This window comes from Chitinophaga tropicalis, from assembly GCF_009758205.1.
In the GTDB taxonomy this organism is placed as follows: Bacteria; Bacteroidota; Bacteroidia; order Chitinophagales; family Chitinophagaceae; genus Chitinophaga; species Chitinophaga tropicalis.
In genome coordinates, this window is record NZ_WRXN01000001.1 from 1,114,299 (window position 1) to 1,132,411 (window position 18,113).

The window sequence follows — 18,113 nt, forward strand, 5'->3', positions numbered from 1 at the left end:
TCCCATATGCGCCTTATAGTAGCACTATGTATTTTTTTAACCGTCAGTTGTAAAACCATTATGGCTCAGATGAACTATGAAACACAGTGGAAGAAAGTAACAGAGTTAGAGACGAAAGGATTACCTAAATCTGCGTTGGAGGAAGTGAACCTGATTTATGAAAATGCCCTGAAACAAAAGCAGGAAGCCCAGTTAATAAAGACGCTCCTGTATCGTCTTAAACTGATAGGAGCTACCGGCGAAAGCCCGGACCGGCAGAAGCAGCTGCAGCTGGATGCCCGCCTGCTTTCATTGTCAGCGCCTGTAAAAGCACTGACGCACAGCATCCGTGCAGAATTGCTGATGCAATACCTGCAGAATCACAGGTATGATATGTATGGCCGGACAACAGTGGCGAGCGATACTTCCACCAATGTGGATACCTGGAATGTAACCAGGCTGCATGAGGAGATCTCTGCTGCTTATGAAGCTTCTTTGGAAGATGCAGCAGCCCTGAAACTTGTTGAGATCTCAAAATTTGATGATGTTCTTACAAAAGGTGTTAATACCCGGCAGCTGCGACCTACCCTGTACGATCTGCTGGCTCACCGGGCACTGGATTATTATAAGAGCGGAGAGAGCCGTTTAAATAATCCTGCCAGCCAGTTTGAGCTTACCGATGTAACGGCTTTTGCTCCGGCTGCTGAGTTTATGTCCCATCATTTTGCTGCAACAGATAGTGCCGCATTACAATATAAAGCCATCCTGTTATTACAGGACCTGATGCGCTTCCATGCAAAGGATAAGAGTGCATTGCTGGACCTGGACCTTGAAAGGACCGCTTATATGAACCAGGTAGGTGTAATGCAGGGGAAAGACGCTTTGTACCTCAAGTTGCTGAAACAACAGGAAAAAGAATATGAGGGAGAGAAGGATGTTACGAGAGTGATCTACTTACTGGCTGTTTACTATTATAACGAAGGCAATAAAAAAACAGAGAATGCAGCTCTTGGCATGACGCCTTCTGCAGCGATGCTATTGGCAAAGTCTTATGCTGAAAGAGGTGAGAAACTTGCGCCCACTTCACCCGGAGGGGCCAACTGTACGTTACTGCTGCAGTCAATAGCCCGGGAGGACCTGAAATTACAGACAGAGCTGGTGAACCTGCCTGCAGAGCCATTCCGTTCTCTTGTTACTTACCGGAACCTGAAAAAGATCTACCTGCGTGTAGTACCTATAGATGAGAATTTCCGCAAGATGCTGAGGAGAGCCAGGGAGGATTACCGGGATACCGAGAACCGCTATTGGAAGTTAATGGTGGGCAAACGGCCACTGAAAACCTGGGAGCAATCTCTTACAGGTACAGAAGATTTTCGTGAACATGCTGCAGAGATAAAGATCGATGCGCTGCCACTGGGATTGTATATGCTTGTTGCCAGTGCCGGCCAGGACTTTTCACTGAACGATAACCTGCTGGCGGTACAGTTTATCCATGTATCCAACATCAGTTATATACAGCAGGATAGTTACAATGATGAAGTAGCCAGCAGGTATTACGCCTTGCACAGGAAAACGGGAAAGCCGCTGGCGGGTATTAAGCTGAACATCTGGCAATCCGGAAACGGTAACGAAGACAGGCTGAAAATGACTGAATCAATGGTATCCGGTAAGGATGGTTCTCTCAGCCTGAATTATGGCAGCCGTGGCAGCATAAGGCTGCAATGGATAGATGGTGCTGACACCCTGTTTATTGACGATTATAAGTACGTGTATACTTATGGTAGCGGTAAAGAGGAAGAGCCGGTGCGGAACACTACTTTCTTCTTTACAGACAGGGCCATTTACCGCCCCGGGCAGACCGTTTACTTTAAAGGTATAGTGGTTGGTGTTGACCCTGCAGTTGGTAAGAGCAAAGTAGTTTCTGACCTGGTTACAAACGTGACACTTTATGATGCCAACAATGAAGAAGTAGCATCACAGAGCCTTACCTCAAATGAATACGGCACTTTCTCAGGGAAATTCCGTTTGCCGGAAGGGCGTCTGAACGGAGAGTTCCGCCTGGAGGAAAATGCCGGACATGGAAGTATATCCTTTGCTGTAGAAGAATATAAACGACCTAAATTTTATGTGGAGTTTGATTCTGTGAAAGGCAGTTACCGTGTAAATGATTCTGTTAAAATAACCGGTAAAGCCCTGGCATATGCAGGAAACAATGTTGATGGCGCCAAAGTGAAATACCGTGTGGTAAGGCAGGCCCGCTTCCCTTATCCATGGCTGATGTGGAGAATACCTTATCATAGCGAGCCACGGGAGATCATACATGGTGAAACAGAAACCGGCGCTGATGGTACGTTCAACGTTACATTCCCGGCATTGCCTGACCTGTCTGTGCCTGCTGCAACAAAACCGGTATTCTCCTATATTGTTACGGCAGATGTAACAGACCTCAACGGCGAGACCCGCAGCGGTGAAGAGACGGTAAGCGCAGGGTATCAGTCGCTCGAAATAAAACTGACCCTGAATGACCGTTTGCAGGCGAAAGATCTTGAAAAAATAACTGTGCAGACGCAGAACCTGAGCGGTACTTTCGAACCGGCAGAAGTAGTAATGACATTAAGTCCTGTGCGGCCGCCGGCAAGACTGCTGCGTGAAAGATACTGGTCTAAACCTGACCAGTTCATCATTCCACAGGAAGAGTATGAAAAGGATTTTCCGCATGATATCTACAAAGATGAAGATGAGAAGGAGAGCTGGGAAAGGAAAGCTGCTGTACAGACCAAAGCCTTTGTTACAAAACAGGGAGAAGCTGTAGCACTGGACAGCAAACAACTGCAGCCCGGATGGTATGAACTGAAAGTAAGTTCAAAAGATAAGTACGGAGAAGAAGTGGTGCAGAAGAAATTGTTTGAGATAGTAGATCCGGGGTCAAAGAAATTATCTTATCCATCTTACAGCTGGCTCTATGCAGGAAGCGATAAGGTTGAGCCGGGAGAAAAACAGCAACTGCTGATAGGATCTTCAGCGGAAGATGTGCATGTGATACAGATCTTATTACAGCCTGATGATAAAGAGACTGTAAGCACCTTTGATATCAGCAATGGTATTGAGAACAGGGATTATACAGCTGTGGAGAGTGATCGTGGCGGTGTTCATTTCCAGTACGCCTTTGTAAAAGATAACAGGGCATTTACTATCAGCCAGATGGTTAATGTACCGTGGACCAATAAACAACTTGAAGTAACGGTTGCATCGCACCGTGATAAGTTGTTGCCTGGTGCAAAAGAAGAGTGGAAGGTAACTGTTAAAGGATATAAGGGAGCGAAAACTGCGGCAGAAATGGTGGCCGCCATGTACGACGCATCCCTGGATGCTTTCAGGCAACAGACATGGTATACGCCATCTATTTATCCGACTATAAGCTCACCCCGTTACTGGAATATAAAAGAGAACTTCAAGGATGTTATCAGCATTGACAGGTATGACAGAAAAACTGCGTCAAGAGAGAATGCAGAGCCATTCACTTACGATGAGCTGAATATGCAGGACAACTACCTTGGTGGCGCCGTATACCTGGTGATAGATAAAGACGGCCGCCTTGAGATCAGGGAAAGTGAAAGAGCAAGGGAAAAAAGAAGATACCTGATGAAGGAACGAGCAAGATTGGATGATGCAGTACCGGCTGCGCCAGTGGCTGCCATGAGCGTTGTGGAAGGAAAGGTTGCCGGAGTGAAAGCTGAAGAGATGGATTCTGCCGCTGCCGGCGGTGTGCCGGGAGCCGCTGAGAAGCCCAAAGCTCAGGACGAAAGCGTACAGCCTCGTAAGAACTTCAACGAAACAGCATTCTTCCTGCCGGAACTTCGTACCGATGAAAACGGGGATATCAGTTTTAACTTTACTGTTCCTGAAGCGTTAACACGCTGGCGTTTCCTGGGGCTTGCACATACAAAGGATGCTGCATTCGGCGCTGTGGAAAGCAGTGTAGTTACACAGAAACCGCTTATGGTGCAGCCTAACGCTCCGCGGTTCATGAGGGAAGGTGATAAGATCCGGTTCTCTGCCAAGATCAGCAATATGGCGGATAGCGCGTTGACAGGAGAGGCCCGTCTTGAATTGCTGGATGCAGCTACTATGAAACCGGTAGATGGGTGGTTCCAGAATGTCTTCCCTGTACAACATTTTACTGTACAGAAAGGACAGAGTACAGCTGTAGTTTTCCCGGTAGATATTCCTTATAACTTCGGTTCTTCCCTGTTATACCGTATTGTAGCCAAGTCAGGCGCCTTCAGTGACGGAGAAGAAAATGCGCTGCCTGTGCTTACCAACAATATGCTGGTAACAGAAACATTGCCGCTGGCCATGCGTGGTGATGGCACACGTACTTTCACAATGCCTAAACTGCAGAGCAGCGGTACGTCAGAGACTTTAATGCAGTATGCATATACTGTTGAGTTTTCTGCTAATCCTGCCTGGTATGCTGTGCAGGCGTTACCATACCTGATGGAATATCCGCATGAATGTTCAGAGCAGATATTTAACAGATATTATGCAAATACACTGGCTACTCATGTAGCTAATGCAATACCGGGAGTGAAGAATATTTTTGATGAATGGCGTACTTCAGATACTGCTGCATTGCAGAGCAACCTGCAGAAAAACCAGGAGCTGAAATCTGTATTGCTCCAGGAAACGCCATGGGTAATGGAAGCTGAAAGTGAAACGGAGCAGAAAAAGAGGATTGCTTTGTTGTTTGATCTGCACCGTATGAGTGGAGAGCAATCTAAAGCTATTGGTCAGTTACAGCAACGTCAACTGCCCAGTGGTGCCTTCCCCTGGTTTAATATGATGTGGGAAGACCGTTTCATCACACAGTATATTGTAGCGGGTATTGGTCGCCTGCAGCAGGTCGGCGCATTGCAGGGCAAGGATATGGACGCCGTACAATCTATTCTCAGCAAAGGCGTGGATTATCTTGACAGAGAGATCGATAAAAGCTATTATGAGCTGAAGAAGAATAAGATTAAAATGACAGATCAGCATATCGGTTATATTGAGGCGCATTACCTGTATACCCGTAGCCTGCTGAAGAATGTTCCTCTTGCTGATAAGTATAAAGTATCTTACCAGTATTATCTTTCACAGGCTAAACAGTACTGGCTGCAACAGGACGTTTATGCACAGGCAATGTTAGCGGTAGCATTGAAGAGAAGCGGAGATGCCGTTACTGCCAGTAGTATTATCCGTTCATTGAAAGAGCATGCTTCTGTGAATGAAGAAATGGGTATGTACTGGAAAACGTTGCATGGCGGCTACTGGTGGTATCAGGCACCAATAGAATCGCAGGCAATGCTGATCGAAGCGTTCACGGAAGTGACTAACGATACTACTGCTATCGGCGATATGAAAACATGGCTGCTGAAAAACAAACAGACTAATAACTGGCATACCACCAAGGCTACTGCCGATGCCTGTTATGCTATGTTGCTGGGTGGCAGTAACTGGTTGAGCGCTACTCCTGTAGTAAATATCAAGGCAGGTAATGAAGTGATCAGCAGTACAACACAGAAAACGGAAGCAGGTACCGGTTATTTCAAGCAACGTTTTGATAAAGACGAAGTGAAACCTGCTATGGGTAAAATAGAAGTGAGTGTGCAGGGAAGTAAAGGGCAGCCATCATGGGGCGCAGTTTACTGGCAATACTTTGAGCAACTGGATAAGATCACGCCTGCTGCCACACCGCTGAAACTGGAGAAGACTCTTTTCATAGAAAAGAATACAGATAAAGGGCCGGTGCTGACAGCAATAGAAGATGGTAACAGGCTGAAGGTAGGTGATAAAGTTAAAGTACGTGTTGTGATGAAAGTAGATCGTGATATGGAATACATTCACCTGAGAGATATGCGTGCTGCGTGTTTTGAACCAACTAATGTGATCAGTGAAAGTAAGTGGCAGAATGGGGTGAGTTATTATGAAAGCACTAAGGATGCTTCCACTAATTTCTTCTTCAGCCGTTTGCCTAAAGGGACTTATGTGTTTGAATATCCTATGTTCGTAACGCATGAGGGGGATTTCAGTAATGGTATCAGTACTGCACAGTGTATGTATGCGCCTGAATTCAGTGCGCATAGTGAAGGGATAAGGGTGAAGGTAGTGGAGTAGTTTGCATAACCCCGTTTAGTAAAACCGGACACCCCTGTTTCAAAAGCGGACAATTTTGCAACAAAATATTTATTCAATCTGTTGATTTACAAAAGGATGTCTTTAGGCATCCTTTTGGTTTTTTAGCTCACGCTCATAAACATGCCATATGAAAAGTACAGTATTAGTCTTCCTGCTCCTTCCATTGGGAGGCTTTGCCCAGGAGATCATTAAAGATTCTATTTATTCAGAGGTGTTAAAGGAACAACGGAAAATAGAGATTGTGCTACCGGATAATTATAAGCCTGGTTCAGGAGAGAGGTATGAGGCAACGTATGTTACGGATGGCGAGTGGAACACAAAAATTGTGGCGCAGCTGCAACGGTTTGTACAGATACAGCGGATGCCGCCGAATGTAATTGTGAGTTTGCCTAACACTTATGTGAATGGTGAAAATATGAGGGGAAGAGATTTTACACCGACAAAGGCGAATGACCTGAGATATGAAGGCGGAGCGGATAAATTCATTACATTTCTGAAGGATGAGCTGATCCCTTATGTAGAAAAGAAATACCCGATTAAAGGGTTAAGAACATTGTATGGCGGTTCTTTAGGTGGCGTGTTTGGACTGTATACTTTCTTTAAAGAACCTTTTTTATTCCAGTCATATATGCTGGCAGATCCTGCTTTCTGGTGGGATAATAAGTATCTGATAAAGATGGCAGCAGATAGTTTGCCGGTGTTGCCTAATGCCGGAAGAACATTGTTGATTACCGGGAGGGAAGGAGAGCCTATGAAGTATATGATGGTGAAAGACATGGATTCTGTTTTCCGTGCAAAGGCACCAGCTACCCTGCACTGGAAGACACTTGTTTATACGGGGGAAACACATAATTCTATGCTCTTTAAAACCGTTTATGACGGATTTATATACACCTATGAGGGTTTTGCCAGAGATGCGATAAAATTCCATCCTATGGGAGGCATTGTATTGAAGGATAAACCGTTTAATTTATTTTGTTACCCGGAAGAACAACTGAACAACGTGAGATATACTACAGATGGTACAGAGCCAGTCCTCACGTCTCCCGCCATCAACAGAGGTGTCAGCCCGGTAACCGTATCATCACAACTTATTGTCAAAGCATTTTCTGTACGAGATGAATATGATAAAACAACAAAAGGGAATTTTGTGATAGGTGAAACACTGCGCGCATTACCTAAGCTAAAGAATGCAAAACCCGGCGGACTGGATACTTTAGCCGGACATATAGACGGCTTTATTGAAATAAAAGAACCAGGGTATTACCTGTTTGCATTGATGCATCCGGACCAGGAAACAAAGGTCTCAATCGGCGATCAGCAGATGTTTGATTTTGTACCTGCAAAGGAAAGGGATGATGTATCTTACATGTTGCCGCTGGAAAAAGGGTTTTATCCTTTGCATATCACATATACAGCAGGAAAGAATGCTCCGGAATTCAGGTATATAGTACCTGGAAAAGATGAACCGGAGGTTATTCCTGCCGCTTTACAATATCATAAATAACAGTGTCATGTTTGAAAGCTATCTCAAAGCTGCAATACGCAATCTTTTCAGGAATAAGGCATACAACTTTCTGAATATTTCCGGATTAGCAATAGGTATTGTTTGTGCTGGTATTATCTTCTTATGGGTGGAAGATGAGATGACGTTTGATCATACCCATCAAAAGAGAGACAGGATCTATGCTTTAATGGCCAATTGGGACTATAGTGGTTATATCCCTACATTTTCTTCTATGCCTGGATTGGCAGGGCCTGAAGTGAAACGTGATATTCCCGGTATCAAAGAGTCCTGCCGTATAACAGGCTTTACCCCGCCTTTCCTGTTCAGCATAGGAGAGAAATCTATGTATGCCAGTGGCAGGTATGCTGATCCTTCGCTCTTTGACATATTTACACTGCCCTTTACTGAAGGCAATAGTGCAACAGCTTTTAAGGACCTGTATTCGATAGTCGTAACCCAGAAGACCGCAAGGAAGTTTTTTGGTGTTGATAAAGGTGTAGTGGGCAGAAGGGTGAAAGTGGATAATAAGCAGGAATATACCATCAGTGGTGTGATCAGGGATATCCCGGAAAATTCCAGTATTCAGTTTGAATGGGTAGCTCCTTTCCAGTTATACTATCAGCAGAATGACTGGCTGAATAACTGGACCAACAATGGTATTGACACATATGTAGAACTGGAGCCTGCCGCAAACCCCGCAGCTATTGATAAGAAGCTGTACAACTTCATTCAGCAAAGAGCGCCGGAAGCTATCAATCACATATTCCTGTTCAATATGAATGACTGGCGGTTGCATGGGAATTTTGTGAATGGTAAGCAGTCCGGTGGACGTATACAGTATGTACGCATGTTCTCTATTATTGCCTGGATCATTCTTCTTATAGCCTGTATCAACTTCATGAACCTGGCTACTGCCCGTAGTGAGAAGAGGGCAAGGGAAGTAGGTGTAAGGAAAGTGATGGGCGCCAACAGAGGAGGACTGATAGTCCAGTTCATAGGAGAAGCTTTGCTGATGGCAACACTGGCCTGTATAATGGCTTTGATCATCATTATGCTGATATTACCTGCCTGCAATGCTTTGATGGATAAAAATCTTACACTGGGATTAGGCAACCCGGTACATATTATGGCGCTGGTAATGATCATCTTTATCTGTGGATTGGTGGCCGGCAGTTACCCGTCTTTTTATCTTTCTTCTTTTCACCCGGTAGCGGTGCTGAAAGGATTCGGTATTAAAGAAGGGGGCGCAGCTTTTATACGCAAAGGCCTGGTGATATTACAATTTACAGTATCCATTATGCTGATCATCAGCACGGTGATCATCTATCAGCAGATACAGCATGTAAAAACTAGAGATCTTGGATTTAATAAAGATCTGCTGTTAAGCATGAGTATACAGGGGAACATGGTACAGCATTTTAATGCTATTAAACAGGACCTCTTAAATACAGGGGTGGTAGAGAATGCAGCGCTTACAGATCATGTTACGATCTATGGCGGTAATAATACCAATTCCATGAGATGGAAGGGAAAGCCTGAGAATGAGAATGTGCTGATATCACAACGCCTGGTGAGCCCGGAATTCATCAAAACATCGGGTATGCAGCTGATTGAAGGGCGTGACTTTTATCAGAATGGAGATAGTTCCAATGTGATCATTACAGCATCTCTTGCCAAACTGATGGGAGAGGGAAGTGCAATAGGCAAGACCCTGGAAATACCATCACCTTACGGTCGGGATAAATTGCTTGTGCTGAATGTAGTGGGAGTATTAAAGGATTATGTGTATGGGGATATGTATTCAAAAAGATCTGATCCTGTGGTTTTCTTCTGTTATCCTAATGCTGCCGCTCTCATGTATGTGAAGCTGAAACCGGCAACTGATCCGGCGGCGGCGTTATCTGCCGTTGAGAAAGTGATGGTGAGGGATAATCCCGGTTATCCGTTTGAATATACATTTGTCAATGACCAGTTCAATAATATGTTCCAGGCAGAAATGCTGGTAGGCAGGTTATCGAGGGTATTTGCGTTGCTGGCCATTATTATTTCCTGCCTGGGGTTATTTGGCCTGGCTGCTTATACTGCGGAACGAAGGACCAGGGAAATAGGGATACGCAAGGTGCTGGGCGCCAGTGTAACGGGTATCACTGCGTTGTTGTCCCGCGATTTTCTGCGGCTGGTAGGTATTTCCTGCATCATCGGGTTTCCGCTGGCGTGGTGGGCCATGTCTGTATGGCTGCAGGGGTATGCTTACCGGGTATCTATTCACTGGTGGGTGTTTGTAATGACCGGTGCTGCAGCTCTACTCATTTCATTATTCACTGTCAGCTTCCAGGCTATCAAAGCTGCTGTAATGAACCCGGTGAAAAGTCTGAAGGCTGAATAAGTGTTGTAATTTGCAGCCCAAATGAATGCAGATTTTCTCATTGTGGGCCAGGGCACTGCCGGGACAGTGCTAAGTTATACGCTGATGCAGGCCGGACATTCCGTGCTGGTCATAGACGATCCTAAACCTAACAGTTCTTCCCGTGTGGCGGCAGGAGTGATCAATCCTGTTTCCGGCCGCCGGTTTACGGTAGCCTGGCAATATGATGAGATCTATCCCCTGGCCAGAGACACTTACCGGCATATGGAGCAATTGCTGGGCGTAGAGGTATTTACAGAACGGGATATTTATACTGTTCTGCCTTCGGAGCAACTAAGAACGGCTTTCATGGAAAGGACCCAGGGCCTGGCCTATATGGAAGAGCCTTCCGACCGGCGGATAGCAGAATATGGCCAGTGGCTGGACCAGCCTTTTGGAGCAGCTATAGTAAAAGGCGCTACTGTCAGGCTGTCGGCCTTACTGCCTGCCTGGAGGCAATATCTTATTGAAAAGAACAGCCTGCTGGAAGCGGTCTTTGATCTTTCCAGGCTCATTATCAATGAAAAAGGTGTGCAATATGGGGATGTCAGTGCCCGCTACCTGGTTTTCTGTGAAGGGGCGGCCACGACTACTAATCCCTGGTTTAAGAATATTCCTTTCCTGCTCAACAAAGGAGAGGTGTTGCAGATACGTATACCTGGTTTTTCCACTCCTGATATTATTAAGAGAAGCATAACCCTGGTGCCCCAGGGAGAAGATAACTACTGGGTAGGTTCCACTTTTGCGTGGGATTACCCGGATGAGGCCCCTACTGCTGAAAAGCGGGCCTTCCTGGAGGAGGGGTTACAGCAGTTGCTGAAGGTGCCTTACCAGGTGACGGGTCAGCTGGCGGCAGTCAGGCCGTCCGGTACAGACCGCCGCCCGATAGTGGGAATGCACCCGGATCACCCCGCTATAGGTATATTTAACGGGCTGGGAACTAAAGGTACTTCCCTGGCGCCAGCTATGGCGGCCCAATTTGCGGCCCATATCCTTGAAAACGCCCCACTACAGCCGGATACAGATATTAAACGGTTTTTTAACAGGACCCGGGGATAGAAATGCAGGCGGCAAAATGTATCTTTGCCGACCGTTCGGGCAGCAACTCCCGGGCATAACACTGAACTATATAATATAAAGATATGTACAGAACGCACACTTGTGGCGAACTTAGACTGGAGCACAATGGCAAAAAAGTAACATTGGCTGGCTGGGTACAGAGAATCAGGAAATTCGGAAGTATCACCTTCGTGGACCTCCGGGACCGTTATGGTATCACGCAGCTGCTGTTAGGAGAATCCTTAAACCAGCAACTGGACCAGCAACCCCTGGGCCGTGAATTTGTAATCCAGGTAAGCGGTACTGTAACCGAACGTACAAATAAGAATCCCAACATTCCTACCGGTGATATTGAGATCACTGTCAGTGACTTTGCTATACTGAACGGCGCTAAAACGCCTCCTTTTACTGTACAGGACGATACTGACGGCGGTGACGAGCTCCGCATGAAATACCGTTACCTGGACCTTCGCAGAAATATTGTAAAACAGAACCTTGAGCTGCGTTACCGTGTTAATAGATCAGCCAGGAACTTCCTGGACAGCAGAGGGTTCATGGATATTGAAACGCCTTTCCTGATCAAATCCACTCCGGAAGGAGCGCGAGATTTCGTGGTACCCAGCCGTATGAACCCTAATGAGTTCTACGCCCTGCCTCAGTCGCCCCAGACCTTCAAGCAGCTGCTGATGGTAAGCGGGTATGACAGGTATTACCAGATCGTTAAATGCTTCCGCGATGAAGATCTGAGGGCAGACCGTCAGCCGGAATTCACCCAGATAGACTGTGAGATGAGCTTTGTTGAGCAGGAAGATATCCTGAATAACTTTGAAGAGATGCTCAAACATATCTTCGTTGAAATAAAAGGTATCACCTTTAATGAGCCATTCCCCCGTATGACCTGGGACGATGCTATGGAGTTTTACGGAAATGACAAGCCGGACATCCGTTTTGAGATGAAGCTGGTAAACCTTTCTGAAACTGTAAAAGGCAATGGCTTTAAGGTTTTTGATGAAGCTGAGCTGGTAGTGGCTATCTGTGCAAAAGGATGTGCTGAATATACCCGTAAACAGCTGGATGAGCTGACCGAGTGGGTAAAACGCCCGCAGATAGGCATGAACGGACTGATTTATGCGCGTTACGGCACTGATGGAACAATAAAAAGCTCTGTTGATAAGTTCTTTGATGAGGGTAAACTGAAAACCTGGGCAGAGAAATGCCAGGCTGAGCCGGGAGACCTGATCCTGGTGCTGGCAGGAAAAGAAGAGCGCACCCGTAAGGCGATGAGCGAGCTTCGCCTTGAGATGGGCGAGCGCCTGGGCCTGCGTGACAAGAACGTGTTCAAACCGCTGTGGGTAATAGACTTCCCCCTGTTTGAATATGCAGAGGAAGAGAACCGCTGGGTAGCGCGTCACCATCCGTTCACTGCTCCGAAGCCCGAGCATATTGAATGGATGAACGACCTGAGCAAATATGCTGACATCAAGGCTAATGCATACGATATAGTGTTGAACGGTACGGAAGTGGGCGGCGGCTCTATCCGTATCTTCCAGAGGGACCTGCAGGAGAAAATGTTTGCTGCGCTGGGTATGACCCCGGAAGAGGCCAATCATAAGTTTGGCTTCCTGCTGGGTGCATTCGAGTATGGCGCGCCTCCGCATGGTGGTATTGCGTTTGGATTTGACCGCCTCTGCTCTTTACTGGGTGGCAGTGAAACGATCCGCGACTTTATTGCCTTCCCTAAGAATAACTCCGGCCGTGACGTGATGATGGATGCCCCAAGCACGATAGATCAGTCCCAGTTAAAGGAACTGAACATCTCGCTTGTGCAATAGTGGCACGGTATTTGACAAAGGCAGGTAACTAAAATTTAAATCCCCCTTGATGCTGTTAAAACGGTGCCAAGGGGGATTGGTGCAAACTAAAGGACGTATCTAATTAACAGGATTTTAACTAAGAACAGATTATCAAATTTTTATAAGTTATAGACATATTGTACAAATATTTCAACTATATTGCCAGGACAAAAAACAGATCTGCCATGACATCTAATAAAATGTTTCGCAGGGGATGGTTTTGTGCAATGCTGGGTATACTTTTGCTGACGGCTAACATGGCTTTTTCACAGCGTTCTGCTACCAGATATGTGGACAAGTACAAGCCTACAGCTATCCGTATCATGAATGAAACGGGAATACCGGCAAGTGTGATATTGGGAGTGGCAATGCTGGAATCGGGGATGGGAACAAGCAGGAATGCAAAACTGCTGAACAACCACTTCGGTATTGTAGGGCGTAATACTCTTCATAAGAAAAAAGGGGTAACCTACCGTTCAAGGTATAAAGAGTTTGTCCATGCGGAAGAATCCTTTAATTACTTTGCCCGGTTACTGGCCCGGAAGAAATGGTACCCAGGTCTGAAAGGACAGACGGAATATAAGCTCTGGCTCAAACATATGAATCACGGTGGATATTCTACAGCCGGACAGGAATGGGTGAGACGGGTTACCGGGATGATAAATCGCTATAAATTATATAAACTGGATGAGCACATGGCATATGCAGGAAGTTAATTTATAGTTTGTAGTTTTATACGCAAATTCTGATCAGCATCTATGTCCGGCAAAAATAAATCTGCCTATCCTTTCCTAATTATAGCGGGGACTTTAGTGTGTTTGTTAGCTCTTTCACTGGCTAACAACAGTTTCTCTTACAAGGACTTTACCAGCCGTCCGCTGGACCTTCTGGCAGATATCCGGAAGGAAGCCACGGAACCTCAGAAACAGGACAGTGCTTTACTGGCCGCAGCAACAGATACGGTAACCACCAATCCGCAGGATTCTGCCAGCCAGCTGCCTGGTATTCCTGATCCCGATCACTTACACGATTTCAATACATATACTGGTATTATCAATTATCACCTGCCAGCCAGTGCAGGCGATGCTACTGTTACTGCCGGCCTGCAACATTTCCTGGATGCTCTTGCCGGTCTGAAAACCGGCCAAAGGAAGAAAGTACGTATTGCTTACTTTGGAGATTCCATGATCGAGGGAGACCTTATTACGGAAGACCTGCGGGACAGTCTGCAGCTGGTGTTTGGCGGCGCAGGCGTTGGGTTTGTTCCCATCACTTCTGTTGTAGCCGGTTTCAGGACCACCATCACCCATACTTTCTCCAAGGACTGGAAAGATTACAGTTATAAAGCATTACCCCCGTCCAACCTGTTCCTGGGTATATCCGGACATACTTTCGTTCCCGGAGAATCCAGCTGGACCAGGTATGCTCCTGTAAGGAAACAGCGGATGGACAAATTCCAGGAAGTAAGCCTGTTATACGGTCCTTCTTCATCAGCCAATATTTCTGTAAACGACAGGTCATATACATTGTCTGGTCAGCTGCCGGTGAATAAGATATCCTGGAAGCTGGATTCTGCTCAGCAGAAACAGGCTCTTACCATTAAATGGGCCGGCGGACCAGCCGCTCCTTTTTATGGGGTATGTTTTGAAAGCGACAGCGGCGTGTTTGTAGATAACTACTCTTTCCGCGGCATCAGCGGGATAGAATTGGGTAAGCTGTCAGGCAGGCTGTTACAGCAGATGCAGACGGAACATCCTTATGATCTTGTTGTACTGCATTACGGCGCCAATGTGCTCTGGAAACCTGAATTAACTGAATATAATAACTGGTACGGTAACCCCATGCGGAAAGTAATGGACTCTCTCCGCAATGACCTGCCCAATACCTCTTTCCTGGTTATAACTACAGCTGACAAATCATATAAGAAAAACGGAAGTTATATTACGGCGCCAGGTGTTACCGCATTGCTGAAAGTACAGCATGATATTGCGCGGGAGCATGGTGCTGCTTACTGGAACCTGTATGCCGCTATGGGCGGACATAACTCCATGATCCACTGGGTGGAAGGAGATACAGTGCTTGCCAATAAGGATTACACACACTTTAACAGGCAGGGAGCGGCCAGGGTAGGGGCGCTGCTGTATAAAGCGATGATGGATGAATATAAGCAGGTGGAACAACAATAAAAAAGGAATAATCGGTTTATTGACAGGTGCGTTGATGGGAATAAGCCACCTGGCTGTTGCCCAGCAGAACACCATAGCACAGGATACGGCACTTTACCGCTTCTTTGCAGCTTTGCAGAAAGCAGACAGCAATGTAGTATCTATACTGCATCTGGGAGATTCACATATCCAGGCAGGATTCTTTTCCGGTACCACGGGAAATCACCTGCAGTATGATTTTGGCAGTGCAGGCAGGGGATGGGTTTTCCCGTATAACCTGGCCAATACCAACGGTCCTTCAGATTACCGCTGGAACAGCACTGTAAGGTGGCAGACAGATAAAATCATTGACAGGAATAAATCTTCCGATATACTGGGCCCAGGCGCTATTGTGATCTCCTCCCAGTACGATGCGCCTACACTGGCATTTAACGGAAAAGAAGAGGGTGCAGCCAACGATGTGCGCCAGGCGGAATTATTTTATGATCCCGGAACGGACGATTCTTCTATCAGTGTACCCGGTGCAGGTATAGATGTTTCTGGTCTGCCTTTTCCCGGCAGTTCCACATTGAGGAAAGCATCCATTACTTTCGCCGAGCCAGTGCAGTCCTTCCAGGTACGCTGGGACAGGCAGAATGCACAACCTTTCCGGTTCTTTGGGGCTATGCTGCTGAATGGTCATAATGGGATATTGTACAGCGCTGTAGGTATTAACGGAGCAATGTACCAGCATTACAATGATAACAATGCAACATTGGTAGCTGAAATGGAGGTGATGAAACCACAGCTGGTGATCATCTCTCTGGGTACCAATGAGGCTTACAGCAGCCTGAATGCACAGGCTTTCCGTACGCAGATAGACAGTACTGTTCAGCTGATACGGCGGCGGCAGCCGCAGGCAACCATCCTGCTGACCACTCCGCCGGAATGCAAGCGGATGAGCAGGCGGACATTGAGGAAGAAAGTGGGCAAGAAATACAGGACCTATTATAAAGTTTCATATTATCCCAATCCCTACATTGGTGTTGTTACACAACAGATCATGAGCTATTGCAGGGAAAACGGACTGGCTTGCTGGAACTTCAACAGTGTGAACAAGGCGATGGCCGGCAGTTTTGCAGGGGGATGGTCGCAGGACCATATCCACTTCAATGTACGCGGGTACCAGCTGCAGGGGAAATTGCTGTATGAAGCATTGCATACCAGCTATGAAAAGTATCTGAAAACACAACCAAAGACATCCAAAAAAATACAGGAATGATTGACGTGAATAAGCTGTTGGATCTGCTCACCTATCAGAAAGACGATCCTATACTTTTCAACAGCGCCTTTTTCTTTTACTTCTTTGCCATCTTCCTGCTCTTTTACCTGGCAGTTGGCCGGAGTAAGGAAGGAAGGGTATGGGTGTTCACTGTGTTCTCCCTTTATTTCTTTTATAAAGCCTGCGGCTATTATGTAGGTCTGGTAATACTATCTGCTATTGTAGATTTTAACCTTTCCCGGTGGATATATAATACGGAAAACAATACCCGGCGAAAGGGCCTGCTGGCACTAAGCATAGTGCTTAACCTGGGGCTGCTCTTCTACTTCAAATACACTGATTTCTTTATAGGCATGATCAATGACATGCAGCTGGGCAAGATCCAACCCCTGCATCTCCTGCTGCCTATAGGTATTTCCTTCTATACTTTCGAGAACCTGAGTTATACGATAGATGTGTACAGGAAAGAGTTTCCGCCGGTGAATAATTTCATGGACTATCTTTTCTTCCTGTCTTTCTTCCCGAAGCTGATGATGGGGCCTATTGTAAGGGCTGCAGATTTCATTCCGCAGATAGCAAAACCCTATGAGCTTAATTCGGAAGATATAGGAAAGGGGTTATACCTGATCATGGCGGGGTTGTTCAAGAAAGTGGTGATCTCGGATTTCATTAACCAGAACTTTGTGCAGTATATCTTTGATGATCCCTCCAAGCATACCGGCCTGGAATGTTTGCTGGGCGTGTATGGTTATGCCATGATCATTTACTGCGACTTTTCCGGTTATTCTGATATGGCCCTGGGTATTGCCCGGTGGACAGGTTTTAAGATACCTCCCAACTTCGATTCTCCTTATCAGAGCTCCAATATCACAGAGTTCTGGCGCCGCTGGCATATTTCTTTGTCGTCCTGGCTGAGGGATTACCTGTATATCCCCCTGGGAGGTAACCGCAAAGGCAAGGTACGCCAGTATATTAACCTGGGACTGACCATGCTGATAGGTGGTTTCTGGCATGGCGCCAGCTGGAATTTCATTTTCTGGGGAGGTTTACATGGGACTGCACTGGCTATAGATAAGGTGAGGATAGACTGGCTGAAGAAAAAAGGCGGTGGTGTTGGTGGTTTGGGAGGTGGGTTGCTGAAGTTCTTCGGCGTTCTGTTCACTTTCCACTTTGTATGTTTCTGCTGGGTGTTCTTTAAAGCAGCTACTTTCCATGATTCGTGGGCGCTGTTACACCAGGTATTCTATGATTTTCAGCCTGGTGTATGGCTGGAGCTGTATAATGGTTATACTGCGGTGTTCTGGGTAATGCTGCTGGGCTTTGTACTGCATTTCCTGCCAAGGAAGAGTGAAGACCTTACTGAGGGGATGCTGGCGAAAATGCCTGTGGTGGCTAGTGTTGTGGTGATGGTTATTTTTATCTGGTTGCTGGTGCAGGTGAAATCTTCACAGCCGATGATGCCTATATATTTGCAGTTTTGATGTGTAAAGCGGAAAAACTGCTCAAAAAGAAAGGTTTCGCCTTTGGTGGAACCTTTCTTTTTGAGAGGAGGCCGGTCTGCGACCAGCCGGAGATAAAAGGCGAAATCCTTCTTTTTGAGGGGAGGAGGCTGGCCGCAGGCCAGCTAAGGATTGAGGTTTGGAGCTTTTCCCCATGTTAAGTTTTTGTTATCCCCCTGATTTTGTGTTGCTTTGCGCAAATTTTCCTG

Annotated in this window: 10 protein-coding genes; all 10 read left to right on the forward strand. The window is 46.3% G+C overall.

Translation table 11 applies throughout. The features are described from left to right. Positions 1–60: 60 nt before the first annotated feature. The 10 genes from GO493_RS04770 to GO493_RS04815 all read left to right on the forward strand — a co-directional run bounded on the left by GO493_RS04770 (position 61) and on the right by GO493_RS04815 (position 18,065). Positions 61–6,135 (forward strand): alpha-2-macroglobulin family protein, encoded by a 6,075-nt coding sequence (locus tag GO493_RS04770; protein ID WP_232538733.1) that lies wholly within the window; start codon positions 61–63, stop codon positions 6,133–6,135. Positions 6,136–6,283: 148 nt separating this feature from the next. Then, a complete protein-coding gene (locus GO493_RS04775; protein ID WP_157304953.1) occupies positions 6,284–7,663 on the forward strand; it encodes an alpha/beta hydrolase-fold protein in 1,380 nt (459 codons plus the stop codon). A gap of 7 nt (positions 7,664–7,670) precedes the next feature. Next, complete coding sequence (locus GO493_RS04780; RefSeq protein WP_157304954.1) at positions 7,671–10,049, forward strand: ABC transporter permease; 2,379 nt, start codon at positions 7,671–7,673, stop codon at positions 10,047–10,049. 21 nt (positions 10,050–10,070) lie between these two features. Continuing rightward, a complete protein-coding gene (locus GO493_RS04785) occupies positions 10,071–11,126 on the forward strand; it encodes an NAD(P)/FAD-dependent oxidoreductase (RefSeq protein WP_157304955.1) in 1,056 nt (351 codons plus the stop codon). Between the two features lie 83 nt (positions 11,127–11,209). Next, positions 11,210–12,958, forward strand: a complete 1,749-nt coding sequence (aspS, locus tag GO493_RS04790; protein WP_157304956.1) for an aspartate--tRNA ligase — start codon at positions 11,210–11,212, stop codon at positions 12,956–12,958. A 206-nt stretch (positions 12,959–13,164) separates the two neighbouring features. After that, on the forward strand, positions 13,165–13,695 hold the full coding sequence (locus GO493_RS04795; protein WP_157304957.1) for a glucosaminidase domain-containing protein: 531 nt from the start codon (positions 13,165–13,167) through the stop codon (positions 13,693–13,695). Positions 13,696–13,791: 96 nt separating this feature from the next. Continuing rightward, complete coding sequence (locus GO493_RS04800; RefSeq protein ID WP_157304958.1) at positions 13,792–15,165, forward strand: SGNH/GDSL hydrolase family protein; 1,374 nt, start codon at positions 13,792–13,794, stop codon at positions 15,163–15,165. After that, positions 15,137–16,405, forward strand: coding sequence for a GDSL-type esterase/lipase family protein (locus GO493_RS04805; protein WP_157304959.1), 1,269 nt, complete (start codon positions 15,137–15,139; stop codon positions 16,403–16,405). The genes GO493_RS04800 and GO493_RS04805 overlap by 29 nt, the downstream gene beginning before the upstream one ends. Beyond that, a complete protein-coding gene (locus GO493_RS04810; RefSeq protein WP_157304960.1) occupies positions 16,402–17,886 on the forward strand; it encodes an MBOAT family O-acyltransferase in 1,485 nt (494 codons plus the stop codon). Before GO493_RS04805 ends, GO493_RS04810 begins: the two co-directional genes overlap by 4 nt. After that, positions 17,886–18,065 carry a hypothetical protein gene (locus GO493_RS04815; RefSeq protein ID WP_157304961.1) on the forward strand — a complete coding sequence of 60 codons (180 nt, stop codon included), beginning with the start codon at positions 17,886–17,888 and terminating at the stop codon, positions 18,063–18,065. The genes GO493_RS04810 and GO493_RS04815 overlap by 1 nt, the downstream gene beginning before the upstream one ends. Positions 18,066–18,113 lie beyond the last annotated feature (48 nt).